27 protein-coding genes and 1 pseudogene are annotated in these 22,669 nt (G+C 68.7%); 13 read left to right on the top strand and 15 right to left on the bottom strand.

What is annotated here, in order from left to right; translation table 11 throughout:
- Positions 1–82 precede the first annotated feature (82 nt).
- From EAF64_RS07470 to EAF64_RS07485, 4 genes are read right to left on the bottom strand one after another with little or no spacing between them, the layout of a single operon-like run.
- Positions 83–1,039 carry a hypothetical protein gene (locus EAF64_RS07470; protein ID WP_129068346.1) on the bottom strand — a complete coding sequence of 319 codons (957 nt, stop codon included), beginning with the start codon at positions 1,037–1,039 and terminating at the stop codon, positions 83–85.
- Positions 1,040–1,090: 51 nt separating this feature from the next.
- Positions 1,091–1,795, bottom strand: coding sequence for an energy-coupling factor transporter transmembrane component T family protein (locus EAF64_RS07475; protein ID WP_129068347.1), 705 nt, complete (start codon positions 1,793–1,795; stop codon positions 1,091–1,093).
- A complete protein-coding gene (locus EAF64_RS07480) occupies positions 1,789–2,487 on the bottom strand; it encodes an energy-coupling factor ABC transporter ATP-binding protein (RefSeq protein ID WP_129068348.1) in 699 nt (232 codons plus the stop codon). Before EAF64_RS07480 ends, EAF64_RS07475 begins: the two co-directional genes overlap by 7 nt.
- Positions 2,484–3,065 carry a biotin transporter BioY gene (locus tag EAF64_RS07485; protein WP_129068349.1) on the bottom strand — a complete coding sequence of 194 codons (582 nt, stop codon included), beginning with the start codon at positions 3,063–3,065 and terminating at the stop codon, positions 2,484–2,486. The genes EAF64_RS07480 and EAF64_RS07485 overlap by 4 nt, the downstream gene beginning before the upstream one ends.
- Positions 3,066–3,263: 198 nt before the next feature.
- Here EAF64_RS07485 and EAF64_RS07490 point away from each other — a divergent pair, with 198 nt between their 5' ends.
- Together EAF64_RS07490 and EAF64_RS07495 are read left to right on the top strand one after the other, a co-directional pair.
- On the top strand, positions 3,264–4,094 hold the full coding sequence (locus EAF64_RS07490; protein WP_129068350.1) for a hypothetical protein: 831 nt from the start codon (positions 3,264–3,266) through the stop codon (positions 4,092–4,094).
- 39 nt (positions 4,095–4,133) lie between these two features.
- Complete coding sequence (locus EAF64_RS07495; RefSeq protein ID WP_129068586.1) at positions 4,134–5,054, top strand: TIGR03571 family LLM class oxidoreductase; 921 nt, start codon at positions 4,134–4,136, stop codon at positions 5,052–5,054.
- On the opposite strand, the gene EAF64_RS07500 is transcribed toward EAF64_RS07495, so the two are convergent.
- Positions 5,051–5,347, bottom strand: coding sequence for a DUF7526 family protein (locus EAF64_RS07500; protein ID WP_129068351.1), 297 nt, complete (start codon positions 5,345–5,347; stop codon positions 5,051–5,053). The two genes, EAF64_RS07495 and EAF64_RS07500, sit on opposite strands and share 4 nt — an antisense overlap.
- Positions 5,348–5,429: 82 nt before the next feature.
- Here EAF64_RS07500 and EAF64_RS07505 point away from each other — a divergent pair, with 82 nt between their 5' ends.
- Positions 5,430–5,927 carry a hypothetical protein gene (locus EAF64_RS07505; RefSeq protein WP_129068352.1) on the top strand — a complete coding sequence of 166 codons (498 nt, stop codon included), beginning with the start codon at positions 5,430–5,432 and terminating at the stop codon, positions 5,925–5,927.
- On the opposite strand, the gene EAF64_RS07510 is transcribed toward EAF64_RS07505, so the two are convergent.
- Positions 5,924–6,817 carry a DMT family transporter gene (locus EAF64_RS07510; RefSeq protein WP_129068353.1) on the bottom strand — a complete coding sequence of 298 codons (894 nt, stop codon included), beginning with the start codon at positions 6,815–6,817 and terminating at the stop codon, positions 5,924–5,926. The genes EAF64_RS07505 and EAF64_RS07510 overlap by 4 nt on opposite strands.
- A gap of 241 nt (positions 6,818–7,058) precedes the next feature.
- On the opposite strand from EAF64_RS07510, the gene EAF64_RS07515 reads away from it, so the two are divergent.
- The 3 genes from EAF64_RS07515 (at position 7,059) to EAF64_RS07525 (ending at position 8,847) form a co-directional block, all read left to right on the top strand.
- A complete protein-coding gene (locus tag EAF64_RS07515) occupies positions 7,059–7,718 on the top strand; it encodes a hypothetical protein (protein ID WP_129068354.1) in 660 nt (219 codons plus the stop codon).
- Between the two features lie 52 nt (positions 7,719–7,770).
- On the top strand, positions 7,771–8,223 hold the full coding sequence (locus tag EAF64_RS07520) for a cupin domain-containing protein (RefSeq protein ID WP_129068355.1): 453 nt from the start codon (positions 7,771–7,773) through the stop codon (positions 8,221–8,223).
- A gap of 93 nt (positions 8,224–8,316) precedes the next feature.
- The gene (locus EAF64_RS07525; protein WP_129068356.1) at positions 8,317–8,847 is read left to right on the top strand and encodes a hypothetical protein; all 531 of its coding nucleotides are present in this window, start codon (positions 8,317–8,319) and stop codon (positions 8,845–8,847) included.
- Between the two features lie 6 nt (positions 8,848–8,853).
- On the opposite strand, the gene EAF64_RS07530 is transcribed toward EAF64_RS07525, so the two are convergent.
- Positions 8,854–9,849 carry a cytochrome P450 gene (locus EAF64_RS07530; RefSeq protein WP_227738916.1) on the bottom strand — a complete coding sequence of 332 codons (996 nt, stop codon included), beginning with the start codon at positions 9,847–9,849 and terminating at the stop codon, positions 8,854–8,856.
- 83 nt (positions 9,850–9,932) lie between these two features.
- Between EAF64_RS07530 and EAF64_RS07535 the strand changes: the two are divergent.
- Positions 9,933–10,886 (top strand): annotated as a pseudogene (locus EAF64_RS07535) (LLM class flavin-dependent oxidoreductase); the annotation flags it as partial.
- 224 nt (positions 10,887–11,110) lie between these two features.
- Here the strand turns inward: EAF64_RS07535 and EAF64_RS07540 are convergent.
- Together EAF64_RS07540 and EAF64_RS07545 are read right to left on the bottom strand one after the other, a co-directional pair.
- Positions 11,111–11,452, bottom strand: a complete 342-nt coding sequence (locus EAF64_RS07540) for a glutaredoxin family protein (protein WP_129068358.1) — start codon at positions 11,450–11,452, stop codon at positions 11,111–11,113.
- 62 nt (positions 11,453–11,514) lie between these two features.
- Positions 11,515–11,760: a BolA/IbaG family iron-sulfur metabolism protein gene (locus EAF64_RS07545; protein ID WP_129068359.1), complete on the bottom strand. Its 246-nt coding sequence runs from the start codon at positions 11,758–11,760 to the stop codon at positions 11,515–11,517.
- An 80-nt stretch (positions 11,761–11,840) separates the two neighbouring features.
- On the opposite strand from EAF64_RS07545, the gene EAF64_RS07550 reads away from it, so the two are divergent.
- The gene (locus EAF64_RS07550; RefSeq protein ID WP_129068360.1) at positions 11,841–12,257 is read left to right on the top strand and encodes a DoxX family membrane protein; all 417 of its coding nucleotides are present in this window, start codon (positions 11,841–11,843) and stop codon (positions 12,255–12,257) included.
- A 55-nt stretch (positions 12,258–12,312) separates the two neighbouring features.
- On the opposite strand, the gene EAF64_RS07555 is transcribed toward EAF64_RS07550, so the two are convergent.
- Positions 12,313–12,966: a lactate utilization protein gene (locus tag EAF64_RS07555; protein ID WP_129068361.1), complete on the bottom strand. Its 654-nt coding sequence runs from the start codon at positions 12,964–12,966 to the stop codon at positions 12,313–12,315.
- A gap of 91 nt (positions 12,967–13,057) precedes the next feature.
- Positions 13,058–13,507: a hypothetical protein gene (locus EAF64_RS07560; RefSeq protein ID WP_129068362.1), complete on the bottom strand. Its 450-nt coding sequence runs from the start codon at positions 13,505–13,507 to the stop codon at positions 13,058–13,060.
- Positions 13,508–13,691: 184 nt separating this feature from the next.
- Between EAF64_RS07560 and EAF64_RS07565 the strand changes: the two genes are divergently transcribed.
- Together EAF64_RS07565 and EAF64_RS07570 are read left to right on the top strand one after the other, a co-directional pair.
- Complete coding sequence (locus EAF64_RS07565; RefSeq protein WP_129068363.1) at positions 13,692–14,165, top strand: histidine kinase; 474 nt, start codon at positions 13,692–13,694, stop codon at positions 14,163–14,165.
- A gap of 51 nt (positions 14,166–14,216) precedes the next feature.
- Positions 14,217–14,795: an IMP cyclohydrolase gene (locus tag EAF64_RS07570; RefSeq protein ID WP_129068364.1), complete on the top strand. Its 579-nt coding sequence runs from the start codon at positions 14,217–14,219 to the stop codon at positions 14,793–14,795.
- Positions 14,796–14,813: 18 nt separating this feature from the next.
- Here the strand turns inward: EAF64_RS07570 and EAF64_RS07575 are convergent, their stop codons facing one another.
- A complete protein-coding gene (locus EAF64_RS07575) occupies positions 14,814–15,827 on the bottom strand; it encodes an AI-2E family transporter (protein WP_227738906.1) in 1,014 nt (337 codons plus the stop codon).
- 90 nt (positions 15,828–15,917) lie between these two features.
- On the opposite strand from EAF64_RS07575, the gene EAF64_RS07580 reads away from it, so the two are divergent.
- A complete protein-coding gene (locus EAF64_RS07580) occupies positions 15,918–16,577 on the top strand; it encodes a metallophosphoesterase family protein (protein ID WP_129068366.1) in 660 nt (219 codons plus the stop codon).
- A gap of 13 nt (positions 16,578–16,590) precedes the next feature.
- On the opposite strand, the gene EAF64_RS07585 is transcribed toward EAF64_RS07580, so the two are convergent.
- Both EAF64_RS07585 and EAF64_RS07590 read right to left on the bottom strand, forming a co-directional pair.
- Complete coding sequence (locus tag EAF64_RS07585; RefSeq protein ID WP_129068367.1) at positions 16,591–18,270, bottom strand: hypothetical protein; 1,680 nt, start codon at positions 18,268–18,270, stop codon at positions 16,591–16,593.
- Positions 18,271–18,395: 125 nt separating this feature from the next.
- Positions 18,396–19,586 (bottom strand): aspartate kinase, encoded by a 1,191-nt coding sequence (locus EAF64_RS07590; RefSeq protein ID WP_129068368.1) that lies wholly within the window; start codon positions 19,584–19,586, stop codon positions 18,396–18,398.
- Between the two features lie 156 nt (positions 19,587–19,742).
- Between EAF64_RS07590 and EAF64_RS07595 the strand changes: the two genes are divergently transcribed.
- Positions 19,743–20,126, top strand: a complete 384-nt coding sequence (locus tag EAF64_RS07595; RefSeq protein ID WP_129068369.1) for a hypothetical protein — start codon at positions 19,743–19,745, stop codon at positions 20,124–20,126.
- 21 nt (positions 20,127–20,147) lie between these two features.
- On the opposite strand, the gene EAF64_RS07600 is transcribed toward EAF64_RS07595, so the two are convergent.
- A complete protein-coding gene (locus tag EAF64_RS07600) occupies positions 20,148–21,872 on the bottom strand; it encodes a DNA-directed DNA polymerase II small subunit (protein ID WP_129068370.1) in 1,725 nt (574 codons plus the stop codon).
- A gap of 106 nt (positions 21,873–21,978) precedes the next feature.
- Here EAF64_RS07600 and EAF64_RS07605 point away from each other — a divergent pair, with 106 nt between their 5' ends.
- The gene (locus EAF64_RS07605) at positions 21,979–22,665 is read left to right on the top strand and encodes a S26 family signal peptidase (protein ID WP_129068371.1); all 687 of its coding nucleotides are present in this window, start codon (positions 21,979–21,981) and stop codon (positions 22,663–22,665) included.
- Positions 22,666–22,669: the final 4 nt, after the last annotated feature.

A 22,669-nucleotide genomic window follows, 5' to 3' on the forward strand; every position in this document is an offset into this window, starting at 1 on the left:
GCGGCGCAACGCGGTCGTGTTACTCGTCTACCTGCTCGTCCTCGTGCTGGCGGGGAGCGTACTTTTGCAGTTGCTCTGAAATCTACCGTACACGCAGGTGCGTTCTCTCGTACAGTTCGTTCAGCCCGACAGTGCTGACTGCGGAGACGAAGGCGACGGTGCCGAGTTTGCCACCGGCACCGACCAGCGCCGGCGAGACGAACACGAACACCAGGCCACAGAGGACACCGGCGACCGCGACCTGTCGCTCGTCGGCCAGCCGCTCCGTCGAGGACATCCCGACGAAGGAGGCACAGAACGCGACGGTCGCGAGCGTCGACCCCACGGCCGGCAAGAGTGCGGGGAAGGTGAGGCCGGCGACCAGCCCGACGGCCGCCGAGCCGACGACGGCCCCGAGGTCGAGGCGGACGCTCAGGACGACGGTCACGACGGCACCGACGACCGCGACGGCGACGATCTCCGGAGCCGTCGACCAGGGGAGCGCAGCCCCGCCGGCGTAGTCGAAGCCAGTCAGCGCGACCGTCGTGGCACAGCCAAAGAGCGCGAGCGTGCCGAGTTTGCCGCCGACGCCGCCGAAGGCGTCACGGGCCGCGACGAACGCGAGACCGGAGACACCCGCCGCGAGCGCGATGGGGCCGATGCCCGGGAACACCGCCGGGGAGGCCATTCCCACGAAGGAACCACAGTAGGCCGCAACGTCACCGTCCGTGGGGGCGAGGCCAGCAGCGAGGCCAACCGCGGCCGAGCCGACGACGGCCCCGAGGCCGGCGTGGACGCTCAGGAGGTAGGCGGCGATAGCGCCGACGACCACGGCGGCCGCGTCGCGGGCGTCGCGGCGGTCGAAGCCGGAGGGCGTCGAGGCGTCGAGTGCGCGCTCGCGTTCGGTGACGGCGGCCAGCCCGCCGACGAGGACGACGCCGCCACCTAGCGTGACGCGCCCGGTCGTGAGCGCGGGCGGTGCGGCGACCGCGCTGGCGAGCAGGACCAGCGGCGTCACGACGAGCGCGACGTAGCCGGCGTACTGGGCCGTCCGGGACACACCACCGCTCACCGGTGAACGGTCCTGAACATTGCGGTTCGCAGTGTGCGTTCACAGCAACGGGGACAGCGTCAGCGCCAGCGCCAGCGCGAGGACGGGTACGTCCCGACGACCGAGCGCCAGGCGAGGGAGCGTGGGGTTCCAGGCGACACAGCGGGCCTGGAGCGCGAGCGAGAGGGCATCCGCGCGGGCGTCGACCCGGCGGAGTCCCGCGGTAGTGACGATCCGGATACGCTCGGCGAGCGGGCGTTCGGTCCCGAGTCGCGCCCGCATCGCCGCGCGGGCACGCTGCAGGTCCGCCACCAGTACCGGCAGGAACCGGAAGACGACGGCGACACCGAGGCCGAGAAAGCGGCCTGGCCGGCCGGGGACGAGCCACTGGATCGCCGCCCGCGAGTCCCGGGCGGACGTGGTGTAGACGTACGCGGCGCTGACGAACAGGAGGAGGACGACGCGGTAGCTGGCCAGCGCCGGGAACCGCGCCTGCGCGAGCGAGAACCAGGGCGGCCCGAGCACCACCCCCTCGAACAGCGGTGCGGCCAGCAGGATCGGAAAGGCAAACCGGAGGTCCCAGGCCGCCGCCAGCGCGGAGCGCCGGGCCGCCGCGAGTGGGGCCAGCGCCAGGACCGACAGGACCGCGAGGCCGTGGGGGGTCGTGTACGCGAACGCCGCGACGGCGAAGCCCGCCTGGAAGGCGAGTTTCGTCCGCGGGTCCAGCGCGTGAGCGACCGTCGCTCCTGGTTCGTAGCTCAGCATGGGCGCACGTCGAACGCTTCCAGCCGGTCACGGACGGCGTCGGGGTCGCCATCGAGGGCCACCCTGCCGTCCGATAGCACGACGATCCGGTCGGCCAGCTCGGCCACGTCCCGGAGGTCGTGGGTGACGAGGACGATACCGGTGCCGTCGTCGTGGAGCCGTTCGAGCCGATCACGGACCGCGCGGCGGGCCGGCAGGTCGAGGCTGGCGAGCGGTTCGTCCAGTACGAGGTGGTCGGGGGCCATCGCGAGCGCGCCGGCGATGGCGACCCGGGCCTGCTCGCCGCCCGAGAGCCGGTCGATCCGCTCGTCACCGCGGCCGTCCATGCCGACCGTCTCCAGGGCGTCGGCGACCCGGCGGTCGATCTCGTCGTGGGTGAGACCGAGGTTCTCGGGGCCGAACGCCACGTCGGCGCGAACCGTCGCCGCGACGAACTGGTCGCGGGGGTCCTGGAACACCATCCCGACGGCAGTGCGGGCGGCCACCAGGTCCTCTTGGACTGGTCGGCCGTCGACGAGTACCTCGCCGGCATCGGGCTCTTCCAGCCCGTTGAACTGCCGGACGAGCGTGGTCTTGCCGGCCCCGTTCGGCCCGACCAGCAGGACGAACTCGCCGTCCTCGATTGTGAGGTCGAGACCGTCGAGCACCCGCGTCTCGCCGCGGCTGGCGACCAGATCCCGGGTCTCGATCATTCGGCGACGAAGGCGTCGCTGCGGACGATCCCGACGGCGGCGGCGATCTTGAACGCCTCGGCGGGGATGAACGCCGCCGCGCCCGCCATGAACGCCGCGACCGGCCCGAGACCGAGCACGAGCATCAGCCCCGCGACGCCCATCGCGTAGACGACGGCCGTACCGGCGACCATCGACCCGACGAGGTGTATCAGCCCGGCCTCGCGGGGGTCACCGACCGAGAGCCCGCCGTGGACGATCGCGCCGACGACGAACGCACCGATCGGGTACGACCAGAGGTAACCCGCCGTCGAGCCGACCAGTGGGGCCAGGCCCGCGCTCCCGCCGCTGAACACCGGCGCGCCGAGCGCGCCGGCGGCGAGGTAGAGCCCGATGGACACGCCACCCCAGACCGGGCCGAGGAAGATGCCCGCGAGGAAGACGCCAAGCACCTGGAGCGTGACCGGTGCGGGCGAGAACGGGTTCGGGAAGCTGACGTAGGCGAACGCGCCCATCAGCGCCGCGAACAGCGCGACCCGTCCGAGGTTCTCGACGACCGCCGCGTCGACGAGATCCACGTCTTCCGTGTCGGTACTCACAGCCGTCCCCCCGTGCGTGACTGGCTCCGTGTCATTTCCTTCCTCTCGCCCGTCTACCCAGTTGAACACTTCGGTTAACGAAACCGGTGCGCTCGGGTCCACGGGAGGGACCAGTTCGTCAACGTCTCTCGATGTACGGGTCATAGCAGTCGTTTTTCGCGTTCCGTGCCGCCTGTCGAATACCCGACAGCCCCCACCATGGCTCCACGAACGTCGCGGCGAGACGACGGACGGCGAGACGGATCGAACGCGTCCGACCCCACGCGCCGACGACTGCTGGGTGCGGTCGGTGCTACCGCCCTCGCCGGTCTGGGTGGCTGTATCGGCCGTGTCCTCGGCCAGTCCTCGACCGAGGACGACCGCGCGATCCGGGGCTCGGTCGAGATCACGTTCGACCACGAAGTGACGAGCGTGCCGTACGGCGTGCCGGCGGCGGCCTACCGGGCGGCGCGTGACCGGGACCCGACAGTTCCCGACGCCGCCGCCGCGGCACAGACGGCCGACGTCCTCGACGACCTGGCGGCCCGCCTGCTGGATCGGGCCGGCTCGCCGGCCGCCGGCGTCCGCGCGGCGCAGTCACTGACCGCGTCGCTCCCGTACGCCACCGACGCGGCCTCGACCGGCCATCGGGAGTACGTGCGCCACCCCGCGGAGACGCTCGTCGACGGCGAGGGCGACTGCGACGACAAGGCGGTCCTCCTGTCGGCGCTGCTCTCGCGACCGGCGTTCGACTTCCGGACGGGGCTGGTGATGCCACGCAACCACTGCGCGACGCTCGTCGCGCGATCGGACCTCCCGTCGGGGCTGGTCGCCACGCCGCTGACGGTCACGCTCGACGGCACCGAGTTCGTCTACGTGGAGGGCGTCCAGCCGGTCCCGCCCGGCGAGGCTGCCAGCGATTACGGCGAGCGGCCGCTGCTGGCCGCGTACCGTGACCGGTGGCACATCCTCGACACGGGGGCGGTTCTGAACGCGGCCGTGACGGCGCTGGATCGCGGGACGGCCGAGGTCGTCACGCGCTACCTCTGAACCACAGCCCCCATGTCCCTCGGGCCCCGAGCGCGGACAGTGATGGCGGACCACGAGAACGCCGGGTATCGGCGGCTGTTCGACGGCGACGGCCTGACCTTCGGGACTGGTTTCCCGCTCACGGACAACCGCACGTCCCGTCCGCCGGTCGAGCGGGAACTCGAACTCGCGGCCCACGCCGAATCGGTCGGCTTCGACGCGCTGTGGGCCCGCGACGTGCCGCTGTACTGGCCCCGCTTCGGTGACGCCGGTCAGACGTTCGACACCTGGCCGTGGCTGAGCCAGGTCGCCGCCCGGACCGACGAGGTCGCGCTCGGGACCGCCAGCGTCGTCCTCCCGCTTCGGCATCCGTTGCACGTCGCGAAAAGCGCCGCCACGGTCGACCGCCTCTCCGACGGGCGGCTCGTCCTCGGGATCGCCACTGGCGACCGCGACCCCGAGTTCGACGCCTTCGGCGTGGACCGCGAGGAACGGGGCGCACGCTTCCGCGAGTCCGTCGACCTCCTGCGGACCGTCTGGCGCGAGGACTTCCCCCAGGTCGAGGGTCGCTGGGGCGACCTCGACGGCGAACTCGACCTCGTACCGGAGCCGACCACGGAGTCCCTGCCACTCCTGCCGACGGGCCACGCCCGGCAAGAACTGGAGTGGATCGCCGAGCACGGCGACGGCTGGCTCTTTTATCACTTACCCGAATCGACGCTGGAGTCCTACCTCGACGACTGGCGCGAAGCGGCGGGCGAGAAACCGTACGCGATGGCGGTCCGGTCGGACCTGGCCGACGATCCCGAGGCCGGCCCGGAACACGTCCACCAGGGGTTCCGTGCGGGGACGGCGTGGTTCCGGGAGTACTTCCGGCGGCTGGAGGAGCTGGGCGTCGATCACGTCCTCGTGTCGCCGGCCGGTGAGAGCCCCGAGGCCGATCTCCAGCGGTTCGCCGCGGACGTGATCGACCGGCTCTAGTCGTCCTCGACTTCGATCACGTCGTAGACGCCCGCGGTGTCGGTCTCCTCGACGGTCGCGGTGATGATCTGTCCTTCCTCGACGGCGTCGTCGGTGACCAGCGTCACGGGTTCGAGCGTCGAGCGTGCGAGGATCAGCTTCAGGCGCTGGAAGATGGAGGGCGAGCCGCCCTTCCAGCAGACCAGTAGGTAGCGCGACTCGGCGATGTTGCGAACGTCGTCGTCGAGGTCGTAGTCGTCGAGTTCCGTCGGGGCGACGACGTGGAGGACCTCCCCCCGGAGCCGTTCTCCCATACCGGTCGGAGGGACTCGACGGAAATGGACCTTCCCCTCTGTGGTGGGAAACTGACTTCGGCCGGCAGTCGAATGGGTGGGTATGGCCGAGGGCGACGCGGAGTTGACGGTCGCGGCGTTCGTCGAGTACTGCGAGACCCAGGCGCGACTGCTGTGGGGACAGGTCGAGACCATGGAGGGCGAACTCGACGACCTGCTCTCGGAACTGGACGCGGAGATGGCCGACCTCCGGGAGCGTCTCGGCGAACACGCTGACACCGTCGAGGGGACCGTCACGCCCGGCTCCGGCGACGGTGCCGACCTCGACGCCATCGAGGACGTCGAGGCCGACCTCGAACAGCGACAGACCGTCGCCGCGGCCAAACAGGCCCGGATGGCCGCCTTTCAGGAACTCGCGGTCGGCTACACGGAACTGGCCACCGACCTCGACGAGGCCGACGACGGCCGGGCCGCGCTGAAACGCGTCCTCGAATTCGAGCAGGAGCGGGACGCGCCGGCGTACTTCCCCGACCGACAGACCGTGCTGGAGGCCGCCGCAGAGTCCGGCGACGACGCGAGCGACGGCGACACGGCGGGCTAGGCCAGCAACTGCCGGATCGCCGACCGCTTCAACAGGAGGAAGCCGACGAAGATCACGGCGAAGCCGACGAGTGAAGTGGCAGTGATCCGCTCGTCCAGCAGGACCACGCCCGCCAGCGTCGCGACCACTGGAACGACGTACCCGACCAGACTCGTCTCCGTGGCCCCGTAGCGGGCCAGCAACCGGAAGTACAGGAAGAAGGCGATGGCAGTCGCGAACACGCCGAGGTACGCGACAGCCGCCAGCGCGAGTCCGGCGGGGATCATCAGCGATTCGCCGACGCCGAAGCTGGCGACGTGGAGGACGACGCCACCGACGGCCATCGACCAGCCGGCCAGCGTCGTGCCGCCGATGTCGGGGTCGGCCCGCTGGACGACGACACCCCCCAGCGCGACGAGGGAGACCTGCACGCAGATCAGGAGCTTCCCCACGAGATCGGCCGTCAGCAGGTTCGCCGGATCCGGACGGATCACCAGTGCTACGCCCAGGAAGCCGACGACGATGCCGACGGCCCCGACAGCGGAGACGCGTTCCTCGGGGAGCAGCGCCAGCGCCCACAGCACCGTGGCGATGGGGACCAGCCCCTGGATGATCGCCGCGACGCCGCTGGGAACGGTCTGTTGCCCGAGAAAGAGAAAGGCGTTCCCCGCGATCAGGAACAGCCCGCCGCCGGCGACCGCCACGTAGTCGTCGCGAGTCGACGGGACCCAGGACCGACCGGCGGCGCGGACCGCCACGACGCCGAGCAGGATGACGGCGGCTACGTCGTAGCGAAACGCCGCGAACAACACCGGCGGCAGTGCGTCGAGGCCGACAGTGATAGCCGGAAACGAGAAGCCCCACAACGTCGCCAGCAGCAGGAAGGGCGCGACGGAACGAAGGGTAGACACAGCCGTCGTAGACCCGTGAGCCCGAAAAGCGTGCGGATTCGGGCGAGAACGTGACAGTCAGCCGAACAACAGGGCTAGCACCAGTCCGGCGACAATGAGCGCGAACACGAGCAACAACCCGTAGAACATGAACCGATCTGCGCCGTCCATACGGAAGGCTACGGGTCGCTCGCATATCAATCCGACCGCGGACGGCGGGCCGACCGAAACCGGGAACCGGCAGTAGCCCTACCAGTCGTCCATGGCAGACCAGTTCCCGACGGTCGACGCGGCCACGCTGGAGCGTGGGCCGTGGGAGTTGCGGAGTCGCAGCGAGGACACCGTCTTCCGGACCCCGACGGCGACTGTCAGGGGCCACACGCTGGTGTACGACGACGCCGACCTCCGGACGGCGCTGGAACGAGCCGGCGTCGGCGACCACCTCGATCCCGGCGGCGAGGGGACGCTCGTCGACGTGGCCGACGACGATACAGGCGGGTTCTGTCGCTTCTTCTTCGCCACCGCACTCTCCTTCCGTCCACCGCTGGCTCCCGGGATCGGCCCGGCGTCGATGCGCGGCCCGATCGTCCGCGAGTCCCGCGAGTCGTTCCTGGACGACCTCCGGACCCGCGGGTTCGAGAGCGTCGAGCGCGGCCGCCGGCAGCGCGTCCGCACCGACACCGGCGACCGGGCCACGCTGACGAAAGTGACGGCGGCCTACCCGCTGGACGGAGGGCGACTGGACGTGGAAGGATGGATCGCCGTCTGGTCCCGGGGCGGTTCGTTCCGGATCGCCGGCGGCGCGTATCCAACGCGCGGCCTCGCCGATCTGCTCGACACGCTCCCCGAGGACGGCCGACCCCAGATCGACCCCGGAAACTACCGAGACGACCTCCTGGGACTGATTCGAGCCGTCGAGTAGGCGACGTGTCGGGGCAAGGAATATGTCGGCTCCGTTCGTGGCTTTCCTCGCGATGGACCACGTTTCACTGGAGGACATGGAGAACCACCCACGGGTCGCGGCCGTGCAGAAACACGCCACCGCGCCGCTGAACCTCGCGGACATGGCGCTGAACTACTACGAACTCGAGCCCGGCGACTCCTTTTCCGGCGGCCTGCACACCCACATGAACCAGGAGGAGGTCTTCCTGGTGATGGAAGGCACTGCGACCTTCCAGACGAAAGACGACGCGGTCGAGGTCGGCGAGAACGAGATCGTCCGTTTCGCCCCCGGCGAGTACCAGGAGGGGCGTAACGACGGCGACGAGCGGGTCCGCGCGGTCGCGATGGGCGCACCACAGGAGGACGGCGAGACACGGACGGCACTCCCCTGCCAGGAGTGCGGCGCGGAGTACCACGTCGCCGAGGTCACCGCCGACGGCGTGGAGTTGACCTGTCCGGATTGCGGGAACGAAGTCGAGATGTAACGCGCACGATTCGACCGCAGGGAGAATCGCAGACGAACGGCGTGGCCGGCCGGAACCGAAACACGCCACTGTTCCCCGACCACACTGTCTCGCATGGATCTGACGGCGCTGATCGACGAGTATCTGGACTACTACGAACAGACCCAGGGTGTCCTGCCGGAGCGACTGGCGGCGTTCGGCGACAGCTACCGTGAACAGGGCCATCTCACCCGCGACCAGCTGTACGACATCGCCTACGAGTCCTCGACGCGTAGCGCCTACCACGTCGAGAAGAATCCCGAATCGCGGTGTCGGGAGGTGACCGCCAACGTCCTCGCGGTCGAGGGCGACTTCTCGAAGGTCCAGCTGTTGACCGGGCTGTCGGGGTTCAAGACGGCGACGGCCTCCTGCGTGCTGGCCGCGCTCGACCCGGAGCGCCACGCGGTCGTCGACACCCGCGTCTGGGCGACGCTGGATCGGCTCGACTACCTCGACGGCCGCAAGGAGACCTTCGACGCCGCCGACTACGTGACAATGCTCGACCCGATCCGCGAGATCGCCGCAGAGACCGGCTACGGCGCGGCCGAGGTCGGCTACGCGCTGTTCGCCTACGACGACGACGTGCGCGAGGGCACCCTGCACTGACGCTGGTCACCAGTCGGTCACGGCCATCTCCACGGGTTCGTCGGGGACCATCGTGACGGCAGAGTCGACGGCGGGCGTGTCGTGGGTCGGCGAACGCAGGGTCAGTCGAACCTCGGAGACGACGCGGGCGAGGATCAACTGGGCCTCCGCGAGCGCGAACAGCCGGCCGATACAGATGCGCTGGCCGCCGCCGAAGGGGAAGAAGCTGTAGGTCGGCTGGGCCTCGCGCTCGCCGGGGGCGAACCGCTCGGGGCGGTAGGCCAGCGGGTCTTCCCAGAGGTCGGGGTCGCGGTGGACGACGAACTGGCTGAGGACGACCTCCGCACCCGCGGGAATCTCGTAGCCGTCGATCTCGTCGGGGTCGATGGCCTCCCGGGTGATGACGGGCACCGGCGGGTAGATCCGCATGGCCTCCTGGACACACTGTTTGACGAACGACGCGTCGTCGGCCGCGCCCGCGGAGGAGCCCACCGTCTCGGTCGGATCGGCGTCGGCGGCGTGGTCGTGGAGCCGTTCGTGGACGCCGGGATTGTTCGCCAGCAGGTACCAGGTCCAGGTCAGCGCCGCCGCCGTCGTCTCGTGGCCGGCCAGCAGGACGGTGACGAGTTCGTCCCGGATCTGCTCGTCGTCCATCCGCGCACCCTCGTCGGTGCGGGCGGTCAACAGTTTCGATAGCAGGTCGTCGTACTCGTCGGCCCGGCCGCGGCGGGCGTCGATCAACTCGTGCACGACGGCGTCGATGTCGTCGATAGCGCCCTGCATCCGTCGGTTGTGCGGCGATGGGATCCACTCCGGGAAGGTCGGCACGACGCCGACCTCGCGCTGGAAGCCCCGGCGCAGGACCTGCAGCGCCGCTCGGATGTCCGCGGCGTGGCGTTCCACGTCGGCGCTGAACATCGCCGTCCCGATGATCGACAGCGTCACCCGTTCCATCTGTTCGAGCAGGTCGATCTCGTCGCGACTGGCCCACCGGTCGAGCATGGCGTCGGTCTCGTCGACGATGAGAGCGGTGAACGTGAACTGCTATCACACCACAGAAGGGGCGGTGGAGCGAGGGCTCCAGCCGGCTCCAGAGGTTCGAGATCATGAAATTCGGGATCTTCTACGAACACCAGCTCCCACGACCCTGGCACGACGGCGACGAACAGGCCCTCTACGAGGATGCACTCGACCAGATCGAACTGGCCGACGAGTTGGGGTACGACTACGTCTGGGAGGTCAAACACCACTTTCTGGAGGAGTGCTGCCACTCCTCGGCCCCGGAAGTGTTCCTCGCGGCCGCCGCCCAGCGCACCGAGGACATTCGGCTGGGCCACGGGATCAAGCTCATGCCACCCGAGTACACCCACCCCGCCCGCGTCGCCGAGCAGGTCGCCACGCTCGATCTGGTCTCGGACGGGCGCGTCGAGTTCGGCACCGGCGAGTCGTCCTCGAACGTGGAACTCGACGGGTTCGGCATCGACCGCAACGAGAAGGAGGCGCCGTGGCAGGAGACGGTCGCCGAGGTCACCGACATGATGACGATGGAGCCGTACCCGGGCCACGACGGCGAGGGCTTCGAGATGCCCCCGCGTAACGTCGTCCCCAAGCCCGTCCAGGACCCTCATGCACCGCTGTGGGTCGCCTGTTCGGGCCGCTCGACGATCGAACAGGCCGCCCGACTGGGACTCGGCGTCCTGAGTTTCGACTTCGCCTCCCCGGAGAAGGCCAGCGAGTGGGTCGATCTGTACTACGAGACGCTCAAGGCGGAGTGTACGCCCATCGGCCACACCGTCAACCCGAACCTCGCCATCGTGACGGGCTTTTCCTGCCACGAGAACGAACAGGCGGCCCGGGAGCGCGGCGCGGAGGGATTCGCCTTCTTCCAGTACGCGCTGGCCCACTACTACGGTGCGGGCGACCAGCGCCCCGGCGAGACGAACATCTGGGAGCAGTTCCAGGAGGTCGGTGCGGAAGCCATCCTCGAGGGCCAGCAGGGTGACGGCGCGATCGGCACCCCCGACCGGATTCGCGAGCACCTCCGTGACCTCGAAGACGCGGGCGTCGATCAGGTCATCTTCGTCCAGGAAGGGGGGACAATCGCCACGAACACATCTGTGAGTCGCTGGAACTGTTCGCCGACGAGGTGGTGGGCGAGTTCCACGAGCGAGACGCCGAACACGTCGCCGAGAAAGCGGCCGAACCGGAGCCGTACGTCGAGGCCGCCTTCGAGCGACGGGAGGAGCGCGAACCGCTTGAGGAACCTCCCACAGTGGAATCCTGACTACGCCGACAGGGTGTCCTCGAGTTCGCCGCGCTCGTGCAGTTGTTCGAGGATGTCGCTGCCGCCCACGAACTCGCCGTCGACGAACGTCTGCGGGATCGTCTCGCGGCCGCTGTGGCGCTCCAGGGCCTCGCGGTGTTCGTCCAGCGCGTCGAGTACGTTCACCGTTTCCACGTCGTCGCGGTGTTGCTGGAGCAGGTTCAGCGCCTTTCGGGAGTAGCCACACTGGGGCATGAGTTCCGTGCCCTTCATGAACAGCGCGACCTCGTTCTCTTCGATGGTCTCGTCGACACGTTCGCGGACTTCCTCGGGCGACAGGTCGGGTTCCGGATCGAAGCTCATGGTGGCTAGCAGGACGGCGACGAGTAAAGGGATTGTGCTAGCCGGTCGCAGTCCCTCAACACTCAGCCCCCGTACTCGTCGGGCGTGTAGGTCTCCAGTTCGATGGCGTGGATGTCCCGCGTGAGGTGCTCGCCCAGCGCGTCGTGGACGAGCTGGTGCTGGTCGACCAGCGTCTCGCCCTCGAAGGCAGGCGAGACGACGGTGACGGCGTAGTGTTTGTCGTCGTCGGGGTCCCGTGGCGTGGTGACCTCGGCGGTGGCGTCGGGCAGTTCCGATTCGATGAGGTCGGCGACGGCGGCTTCGTCCATACGGGGAGGAGCGCCCGCGAAGGCAAAACCGCTTCGTCGCGAGACTCCACGGTTTTCCGTGTCGGGGTCCAACCACGGGTATGTCGCTGTCACCGAGCCGGCTCCGGACGCGGCTCGCGACCCTGCTCCCGCCGGCTCCGACGCTGGCCCGCGCGGGACTGGGCGCGATGCTCGTGGTCGCCGGCGTCCACAAACTCCTCGCGCCCGAGGCGTGGGCGGTCTACGTCGTCGACTGGCTCGCGCCGTGGCTCGTCGTCTCGCCGCGGCTGTTCATGCTCCTCAACGGCCCGCCGGAGATCGCGGTCGGACTGGGCCTGCTGGCCGACCGGTTCGTCGCGGTCGGGGCCACCATCGCCGCCGTCTCGCTGACGGTCACCACGGGCTATCTGGCGATCGTCGCACTCACGCGGGGCGGGCTCTTCGCGGACGTGATGATCCGCGACATCGCGCTCGCGGGACTGGCGTGGGCCGTGCTGGCGGATGCGGTACGGTCCTGAAACAGTGGTGGGCGGGACGCCGGGGTGGGCAGGATGGAGCGGGACGAAGTGGCGATCAGTACCCGAGCTGGTCGCGGATCAGGACGACCGTCGTGCGACCCTCGTCGAGTTCCTGTCGGAAGATCAGCTGTTTGGCGACGGCGCTCTCGACGCCGTAAGCCTCCTTGGCGCGCTCGTTCTCCAGGGGATAGGCGACCGATTCCAGTCGGTCGAGCGCCGCGTCGAGGTCCTCGACGATCTTGTTGACGCCGCTGACGATGGTGACGTTGGCGGCGGCGAAGGGGTAGGCACCGATGCGACTCCCCGAGCGGTCGGCCGCGACGAGTTCGCCAGTCTTCGCGATGGCGTTGACGCTCCCGAGGAAGTGGTCGGCGGTCTGGGCCTCCCGGCGGGCGGCCTGCCGTTCGGCGTCGTCGTCGATGCTCCAGATCTCGTTGGGCAGGGCCTCCCACTCGTGGTCGCCCTCGGTCAGGTACTCGTCGAAGCCGATCTCTTCGAGTGTCGTGGAGTGGCCGTTCATCACCGACGCGCCGTCGGGGATGTGGCCCTGTAGCGTCTCCAGTGCGTCCTCGGCGGAGTCGACCACGACGACCTCGAACCCGTTTGCTTCGAGGCTCTGGACGGTCTCCTCGACGGTCTCGTCGTCGGGGAGTCGGTCGAGCGATTCGTCGATTTCGGTCTCGTCGGCGTAGTCCGCTTTCTGGGACATTGGTCTCGCCCAGTTCTTCCCGCGCCAGGTGCATAAAGAATCGCGGACGCCGGTGTTAGCGGGTGACACCGGTGTTACCGGGCGCGGCGGCTCAGTCGTTCCGGCGAGGATCGGGGCCAGTCGCGTCCGGTGGCTGGCCGGTGACCCAGTTGTTCTCGTCGAGGACGATGGTCGAGATCACCGCCGCGACCTCGCGGGCGCTGTCCTCGCGGCCGAAAAACGAGACGTTACCCAGCGAGTCCCCGACCGTGCGGCTCACTTCCGTCGTCGGTCGATCGGCGTCGCCGACGATCTCCTCGACGGCGCGGGTGAGCCGTTCGTCCAGTTCCCGGCGGGCCGGCTCGGCGAGCTGGAAGCCCGCCGGGAGGAGGTCGTAGGTGATCGCGTAGCCCTCCTCGTACTGCTCGACCGCGAAGAACGGCTCGGCACTGTTCTGTGCCCGCTCGTACTGCTCGTCTCGGGTGTCCAGGTCCCGGTAGAGCGGAACCTCCTCCGGCGCGTATCCCTCTGACACGTCCGGAAGTAGGAAGTCGAGCGTCATGTACTTTGTCCGGAGCCCGTCCGGTAAGGCGCAGTTACGCCACCCCGACCCGACGACCCACCCGTTCAGCCATCGCTTTCCGCTCGGGCGCGCCCCGCGCACGTGCGGATGGATCACCTTACCACAACTCCGGAGTTGTGAACGATAGGCGTAGTATAAATCCACAGTGGTGGTACGTGTCCATATGGCACAGAAAGCCGAAACTGCAGTAGAGCGTCGTGTCGGTTACGAATACCGCCCAGAGTGGGTCTCGGGTGTGATCGCCGGACTCGTCGGCGGCGCGGTGATGGGGGTCCTGTTTTCGGTGTTGACGCCGCCGGTGATCGAGGCAGGCATCCCGGCGCTGTTCGGACTGAGCGGCGGCCTCGCGGGATGGCTCGTCCACATGTCGCTCAGCGCCGTCTTCGGCGTGGGGTTCGCCGCGCTGGTGACGCTGACGCCGCTGTCGAAAGACACCGACACGCCGCTCCAGCTGGTCGGTGCAGGGCTGCTCTACGGGGCCGTCCTCTGGATCGTCGCCGCGGCTGTCGTGATGCCGCTCTGGTTGACCGCCGTCGGGTTCCCGATGGCCCCGCCGCTGCCGAACCTCGACGCGATGAGCCTCGTCGGCCACCTGGCGTTCGGGACCGTCGTGGGCCTCTTCTACTCCTACGCCTGAGGCCCGTCGGGGATCGACACCTACTTTCCGGCGAGCGCGGGAGAACGGAGTATGTACGTCGGTAGATTCGTCGTCGTCGCACCGGACCGGGCGGCGTATCGGGTCTCCTCCCGATCGTTCCCGAACCGCCGGATCGTCGCCCGCGAGGGCGGAACCACCCTGACCGTCGGCCCGACCGACGACGCCCCCGAGACGGACAACCCCTACATCTCGTACAACTGCGTCCGCGAAGTCGACGGCACAGTCGTCGTCGGCAACGGCAGCCACGTCGACCCCATCACGGAGAAGATCGGCCTGGGCTACCCCGCCCGCGACGCGCTGGCGGAGTCCCTGCTCGCGCTGGACTACGAGAAAGACGACTACGACACACCGCGGATCGCCGGCGTGGTCGGCGGCGAGAGCTACATCGGCACCGTCCGCAAGGACGCCCTGCTGGTCGAACAGGTCACCGAGCCCACGCTGGTCGCCACCTACGAGGAAGACAGTCCGACCGCCTTCGACCTCGACGGCGAGACATCCGCGGAGATCGCCGGCGAAGTGTACGACCACGAGTTCGAACACGCCGTCTGTGCCGCGGGGGTCACCAGAGACGAGGACGGCATCGAGACGGCTATCGAGAACGGGGAGTGAGAGACGCCGGACTCGCGGTCAGCGGTCCGCCGTCTCGAGTTCGTGCCAGTTCTCGGAAACGACCGTCAGCGTGGCCTTCAGTCCGCCGAGCACGATGGGGCCGAAGAACAACCCCATCACGCCGAACGCGTACGCGCCCCCGAGGACGCCGACCAGAATGACGGCGGGGTTGAGACGGGCGTAGCGGTCGACGGCGAGCGGGCGGAGGTAATCGTCGGTGAGCCCCACGACCACGGCGCTGTAGACGAACAGTCCGAGAGCGAACGTGGGTCGCCCGGCGACCAGGAGGGAGACCACGGCCCCGCCCCAGACCGGGATCGCACCGACGAGCGGGACCATGGCGAGGACGATCATGACTGCCGTCCAGAACGCCGCGTTGGGGATGCCGACCACGAAGAGTCCGAGGCCCGCGATCAGTCCCTGGACCAGCGCGACGAAGACGTGCCCGTACAGGACGGCCCAGATCATGCCGTCGAGTTCCGACGCGAGGTCGCGCCGGATCGACGCCGGTAACGGGACGGTCCGGTGGAGCCAGGCCACGAGGTCGGCACCGTCCTTCAGCAGGTAGTAGACGAGAAAGAGCGCGAGAGCGACGCCGATGACGAAGTGCGTGATCGTCCCCAGCGCCGCCGGCGACCGCTCGAAGAGGGCTCGCGCGATGTCCTGCCCCGAGGTGGCGATCGTGCCCCCGAGGTCGACTTCGCGCCCGGTCGCGGCGGCGATCCTGGCCTCCAGTTCCGAGACCGGGACCGCGTCCGCCTCGAAGCTTCCGAAGATCCGCCAGGCCTCGTCGGCGATGGTCGCGAAGATCGCGACGAGGGGCGCGAGAAAGCCCACGACGGCGAGCCCCAGCAGTGCGAACGCGGCGACTCTGGACGGGACGACGGTTTCCAGCCGGCGTTGGAGGGGATAGAGGACGAACGCGACGAGGACGGCACCGAGGACGAACTGGAGGAAAGGCAGGATCAACAACAGGGAGAGGGCACCCAGTGCCGTGACCAGTCCGAGAAGCGAGCCTTTGCTGCGATTCACGCGCCCCATTCAACGTTCGGTGGCTTAATACCTCGACGCGGCCCGCCGTTTCGGCCAGCACTTAACCGGCTCCAGTGACTCCGACTCCGTATGCGCCTCGCCGTCGTCTCCGACATTCACGCGAATCTCGTGGCCTTCGAGGCGGTCCTCGACGACGTGCCACCGGTCGACGGGTACCTCTGTGCCGGCGACGTGGTCGGCTACGGCCCCTGGCCCGCCGAGTGCGTCGACCGCGTTCGAGAACTGGGGGCCCCGACGGTCAAGGGCAACCACGACCGTGCGGTGGCCACCGAGACCGGCTTCGGCTTCAACAGCATGGCCGACGCCGGCGTCAGGTACGCCAGCGAGCACTGTTCGGCCGGACAGATCGAGTGGCTCCGGAGCCTCCCCGACGACCGCCTGGAACACGACGGACGCGTGAAGATCGTCCACGGCCACCCCGACGACCCCGACCGCTACACCTACCCCGGCCTGTTCAAGCCCGCGATGCTCGAGGACGAAGACGTGCTGATCATGGGCCACACCCACGTCCAGGCCCACGAAGTCTTCGACGAGGGAATCGTCATGAACCCCGGCAGCGTCGGCCAACCCCGCGACGAGGACCCGCGGGCGGCCTACTCGATCCTCGACCTCGACACGATGACCGTCGAGGAACACCGCGTCGAGTACGACATCGACGCCGTCGTCGAGGCCGTCGACGAAGCCGACCTGCCCGCGAAGATCGGCAAGCGATTGCAGAAGGGGCGGTGAGGCCGGGAGCCGCTCAATCACGTCGGCGGACCGCGAACGCACACAGCGCCAGCACCGCGAGGACGACGCCAGTGACGCCGAAGCCGGGACCGTCGGCGGTCGTCGTCGCGTCGGGCGACTGTGCGGTCGGGTCGTCAGCGGGGGGTGCCGCGGTCTCGGGCGACGGCGTGTCACCCGTGTCCGGCGACGGACTGGTCCCCTGCTCGGGCGTGGCGGGCGGTTCCGGGGACGGTGGCTCCGGCGTCCCGGGCTCGTCGTCCGCGCCGTCGGCGAACTGCACCGCTTCGCTGGCGGTCTGGTCGTAGACGCCGAAGTTGGCCGTGAACGTCTCACCGCTGCCCAGGGCCGTGCCGTTGGTGACGGCCATCCGATCCGCTCGGAGGCCGACGTACAGCGTGTCGTTGGCCCGGTCGGGCACGACGATCAGCCCGCCGTCGCGGGACGTGTTCAGCAGGTCGACGCGTGCGTTCGACGGCCCGTCGACGTCGAAGGTGACCACGTCGCCGGGGACCGTGGCGGCGTTCCGGTCGGTGACGGTGTCGAGGAACGCCTGCGCGTACCGATCCGCGCCGCCGTACCCGCTCGCCGCAGTCCAGAGCGGGCCGAACAGGCTCGCGCTCTCGATCTCGTAGACCAGCGCCGACCCGTTCGAGACGGTCCCGTTCGCGGCGAGCGTCCCGTCCGCGGCGGCGGTCCGGAGGCTGGCGGCCGTCGCGTTCGCGAGCGTGTCGGCGGAGCCGGTCCGGGCCTGGAGGCCCGCGACAGAGCCGTCCGTGACCGTCAGCGTCGAGGTCGCGAGCGTCTCGGTGTCGGCGCGGATCGTCAGGTCGTACTCCCCGACTGGGAGCGGGTAGTCGCCGCCCGGCGCTTCCCGGACGTCAACCGACTCGACGCCGTCCGCGTCGTCGGTGATCCACAGTCCGCGCTCGGTCCAGTACGGGAGCGCGTGGTCGTCGAACGGCGCGTTGCGACCCAGGAGGTGCGTGTTCAGCGCGAGGGCCACGTGGTCGTCGTCGTTGCCGTCCACGACGGTGGCGGCGATGTCGACGTCGTCGCCGTCGATGTGGAACTGGGCCGTGTCGACGTTTTTGAGGCCGATCGGGAGCGTGACGACGCCCGACTGTCCGGTCGTGAACGTCGCGCCCTCACCACTCTGGTCGAGGAAACCGGCGCCGAGACACTCACAGCGGACGATCTCGGTCGTCGCGGTCGCCGTCGCGTTCCCCGCGTCGAACTCGAGGGTGTAGGTCTGGGTCACGGCGGTCGTGAAGTTCGCCAGGATCGTCGCGTTCCGGTCCAGCACGCGCATCCGAAACACGCCGCCCTCGGTCTCGCCGAAGTCGGCGACGGCCGGGTCGTCGGTCGCCAGTTCGTCCGCGAACACGTCGGCCAGGGTCGAAGAGTCGAGTTCTTCACTGCGGACCGTCACGGTGTAGTTCGACCGGTTCGCGGTCAGCGTCAGCGGGTTGTGCGTCTCGGGCACCGTCACGTCGCTGGAGGGCCACGTCGCGGCCGCGAACGACGCGTTCAGGGTCACGTCTCCGGTCGCGTTCACGGCGCTGGTCGCGTCGGTCGTGTTCGATACTCCGCCGTCGGTCTGGGCCGCGGCCGGCGCTGTGGCGACTGTCGCGACGCTCGCCAGCGCGAGCGCGCAGAGGGCCAGGGCGGCCACGTGTTGTCGTGTCGTAGTCATCTGTTCATCCCACCCGATTGCGCGTTTCGTTCAGGGCGGATACGCGAGAAACTATTCAGCGTGTATGAATGTCTTTTGGTGTCAGTTCGAGTGACAGACTACCCGACAGGAGTAGTGCGGGGCGGTCAGTCGTCGAAGACGGTCTGGATGTGGGACAGCGCTTCCTCGCCGTTCTCCCAGTCGACGAAGACGGCGACGGAGGTGGCGCTGGTGATCACGTCCTGAACGTTGATGTGCTCGTTCGCGAGGGGCGCGACGATCTGGTTGACGATGCCGGGTTCGGTCTGGAGTTCGCCGCCGGTGACCCGGATCACAGCGTAGGGGTCGTCGACGGTGACCGACGAGAGCGTGCTGGACTCGACGACTTCGTCGTGCAGCAGCGTCTCGGCTTCCTCGGCGTGTTCCTCGTCGATGTAGAACGTGATCGAATCCATCCCCGAGGAGACGGCGTCGACGTTGATGCCGGCGTCGGACAGCGCCGTCGACAGCTTCGAGAGGATACCCGGTTCGTTCCGGACCGCGCGGCCGGCGACGGTGAGACAGGCCATGCGGTCCTCCTGCATGTCGATGAGGTTCTCGAACTGGCCCTCGATAGAGGTGCCGCCGGTCATGATGTCGCCGTGCTGGTAGTGGACGACCCGGACGCTCATGTCCTCGCCCTTGTAGGTCAGGGCGCTCGGGGCGACGACCTCGGCACCGCGGAAGGAGAGGTTGCGGAGTTCGTCGACGGTGATCTCGCCGACGTTGCGCGCGCCCTCGACGACACGGGGATCGCCGGTCATGACGCCTTCCACGTCGGTGACGATGACGACCTCGTCGGCGTTCATGTACTTGCCGAGCATGACGGCGCTGGTGTCGGAGCCGCCACGGCCCAGCGTCGTCACGTTGCCCGCGTGGTCCTCGGCGAGAAAGCCCGTAATCACGGGAACGACGTCGTCGTTGTGCATCTGTTCGGCCAGCGCTTTCGCCCGACGGGTCGTCTCGGCCACGTCGACCTCGCCGTGTTCGTCGGTGATGACCGGCCAGTCGTCGCGGCCCGGTTCGAGAAAGACGGCGTTGACGCCCCGCGAAGAGAGCGCACCCTTCAGCATTCGGACGGAGGTACGCTCGCCCATGCTGACGATCTCTGCCCTGTCGGCCTCGTCGGCCTCGTACTGGATCTCCTCGAGCAGGAAGTCCGTCGTCGACCCCATCGCGCTCGCGACGACGGCGACCTCGTGACCGGCCTCGACGGCGGCCGTGATCGAGTCCGCGGCCCGGTTGACCCGGTCACCGTTCCCCAGGCTCGTGCCGCCGAACTTCGCGACTACGCGCATGGAATCACCGTCACTGGCGTGTATGCGTCGCTCATGTGCCAGCGTTAACCAGCCCCCGGGATAACTGTGTTCATTAGCGACGAGGACGGGCCCAACGCCGGGATTCGAGGCCCGGGGTGGAGCAACTATTTTCCCGTGAGAGTGCCATGCTCGAACATGGACGTCCGTGACGCCGTGGAGGCCGATGCCGGCCGGCTGTCGGAACTGACCGACGCCCCGACCGACGTGATGCGTAACCTCGTCCACGACCGGACGGTCCGGGTGGCCGAAGGCGACGACGACATCGTCGGCTTCGTCAGCTACGACGCCCGCGCCCAGACCATCCACGTCACGCAACTGGAGGGTAAACCCGCGGTCTGTGACCGTCTGCTCGAAGAACCCGTCCGGTTCGCCCGCGGCGAGGGCATGGCCGTCGAGTTGCTCGTCCCCGAACCCGACGAGGTAGTCCAGTCCGCCGCTGACGACGCCGGCTTCAACCGCGTGGGATCGGGGCCCCTCTTCGAGGGCACGCCGACCGTCAAGTACCGACTGGACGGATGACTGGGAGCGGAGACGCCGTCGTCAGGCGAACTTTCGGATCGTCAGGTCGAGTGTATCGAGGTCGACGATGGGTGCCATCGCGCAGTCGGGGTCGATGTTGACGCTCTCCTGAAACGCAGTCTGTGCCTGCCAGCACCCGCTGTTTATCGTGAGGACGTTGTGGTACTTGCCGTAGCCGAACTTGTGGACGTGACCGGCGTGGAACACGTCGGGTGTCTCCTCGATCACAAGGTAGTCCCGCTCTTCGGGGGCCAGCCGCGTGTGCCCGCCGAACTGGGGCGCGACGTGGCGTTTCTTCAGCAACTGGTACATCGCCTTGTGGGGTTCGTCGTAGTTGGCCTTCTCGTCGGGCAACTCCGCGATCACCTCGTCCAGCGAGACGCCGTGGTACATGAGGACCGAGACGCCTTCGACGGTCACCGTCGAGGGATTGGACGTGATCCGGCAGTCGTGGGCCGACATGATGTCCCGGAGTTCCTCGTCGAAGCCCGGTTGTGGCTCCGCGAGGCGGACGGCGTCGTGGTTGCCCGGGATCATGACGATCTCCATGTCCCCGGGCACTTCCTTCAGAAACTCCGAGAACTCCCGGTACTGGTCGTAGATGTCCACGACGTCCAGTTCCTCGTCCTGGTCGGGGTAGACGCCGACGCCCTCGACCATGTCGCCGGCGAGCAGCAGGTACTCGACCCGTTCGGCCTCCTCGGTGTGGAGCCAGTCGGCGAAGCGCGTCCAGGCGTCGGCCATGAACTCCTGACTGCCGACGTGGACGTCGCTGACCAGGGCGGCGCTGACCTCGCGGTCGGCCGTCGAGGGCTGGTGCGTCCGGGGAATCTCCGGGAAGTAGAGGTCGTCGACGAAGAGGATGCCGTCGCCGTCGCTGTTGTCGTCCGAGAGGGTCCCCTCGACGGCGATCACCTCGTCGTGGAGCAACTCGTCGACCTGCTCGGCCGTATCCCGGTCTTTCATCACGAGACAGGGATAGACCCCGTTCGTGTCTTCGAGTTCGACCAGCCAGTGCCCGCTGGCCGTCGAGCGGATGTCCGAGACCATCCCCACGATGGCCGCCTCGCTCCCGCCGGCCATCGAGGAGAGCGTGTTCGTCGGGCGGTGGTTGATCCGACCGCGCAACTGCCGGCTGAGCCGTTCGTAACGGTCCCGGAACACGGCCACGAAGTCGCTGTACTCGCCGGTTCCGGTCGACTGGCCGGTCATATCGCCGTCGATCTCGACTTCCTGCAGGGACGTATCGATGGACCGTTCGCCTGTCGCGACTGGCTCGGTCGTCGTCCGCCGGTCGGTCTCCGTGGCGGTGGCGGACCCGCCCGCCCCCGCCGCGTCCGCAGACCCCCCTGTTTCAGGTGGAACGGCGGCCCCGGATTCGGGTGACGTCGTGGGGTTCGTTCCACTCGAAACAGAGGGGTTGGGCCCCGTGGTATCGGCCGACGTTGCCCCCGTTTCGGTGGGGTTCGCGGGGCCTCCGGGTTCTGTGGCCGTCGTTTCCGTTGCGGAGTCGCCCGCGGTCGCCGCGGCCGTCGAGCGGTCGTGGCGACCGTCGGATTCGGCCAGCACCGACGCGACGTGGTCGGCCGAGAGCTTGATCGCGTCGTCGGGCACGGCGTCGAGCGCGCGCTCGATGGCGCGGGGTGGGTCGTCGGCGTTCGCGAGCAGGGTGACGGCCTCGCGGTCGGCGTTGTACCCGCGCTGGGCGAGTTCGTTGACGATGCGGGCGGGCGTCTCCAGCGGCACGGATCCACAGAACGGGTGACGAAGCTAAAACGTATCGGACCCGACACTCTCCGGCAATCACCGAGAGGCAGAAAGTTGAAGCGTGGTTCGGCACAACCGGGTAGCAATGACCGAGCGCAGCGACGAGGGGGGACGGCGGGGACCGAACCCGCCGGACGACGAGGACCGCGGCGGATCGTTCCTCGACGATTTCGCCACGAGCGTCCTGGCCGTCGTTGGCATCGGCGTCCTCCTGTTCGCCATCAGCGGCGTCTGGCCGCCGATGGTCGCCATCGAGAGTGGGAGCATGCAACCGAACATCGGCGTCGGGGACCTCGTGTTCGTGATGGAAGAAGAGCGGTTCCCCAGCGACGACGCCATCGAAGACACCGGCGTCGCCACCGTCTACAGCAGCAACGGGAGCGACTATCGGAAGTTCAACAGGCCGGGCGACGTGATCGTCTACGAACCCGACGGGAGCGAGCAAGCGACACCGGTGATCCACCGGGCCCAGTTCTTCGTCGAAGAGGGCGAGAACTGGTACGACAAGGCCGAGGCCGAACACCTGCCCAAGGACGTCGATTCGTGTGCCGACCTCAAGCACTGTCCCGCGAAACACGACGCGTTCATCACCCGCGGGGACAACCCCGCGTCGAACGAGCAGTACGACCAGGTGCAGGGCGTCTCCAAGCCCGTCAGACCCGAGTGGGTGATCGGCACCGCCGAGTTCCGCATGCCCGGCCTCGGCTGGCTCCGCCTCAACTTCCAGACGAGTCCCGTCGGGACCGCCGACGCCGTCGCGGCGGCGACCTAGAAGA

This window comes from Halorientalis pallida, assembly GCF_004118325.1.
Taxonomy (GTDB): Archaea; Halobacteriota; Halobacteria; order Halobacteriales; family Haloarculaceae; genus Halorientalis; species Halorientalis pallida.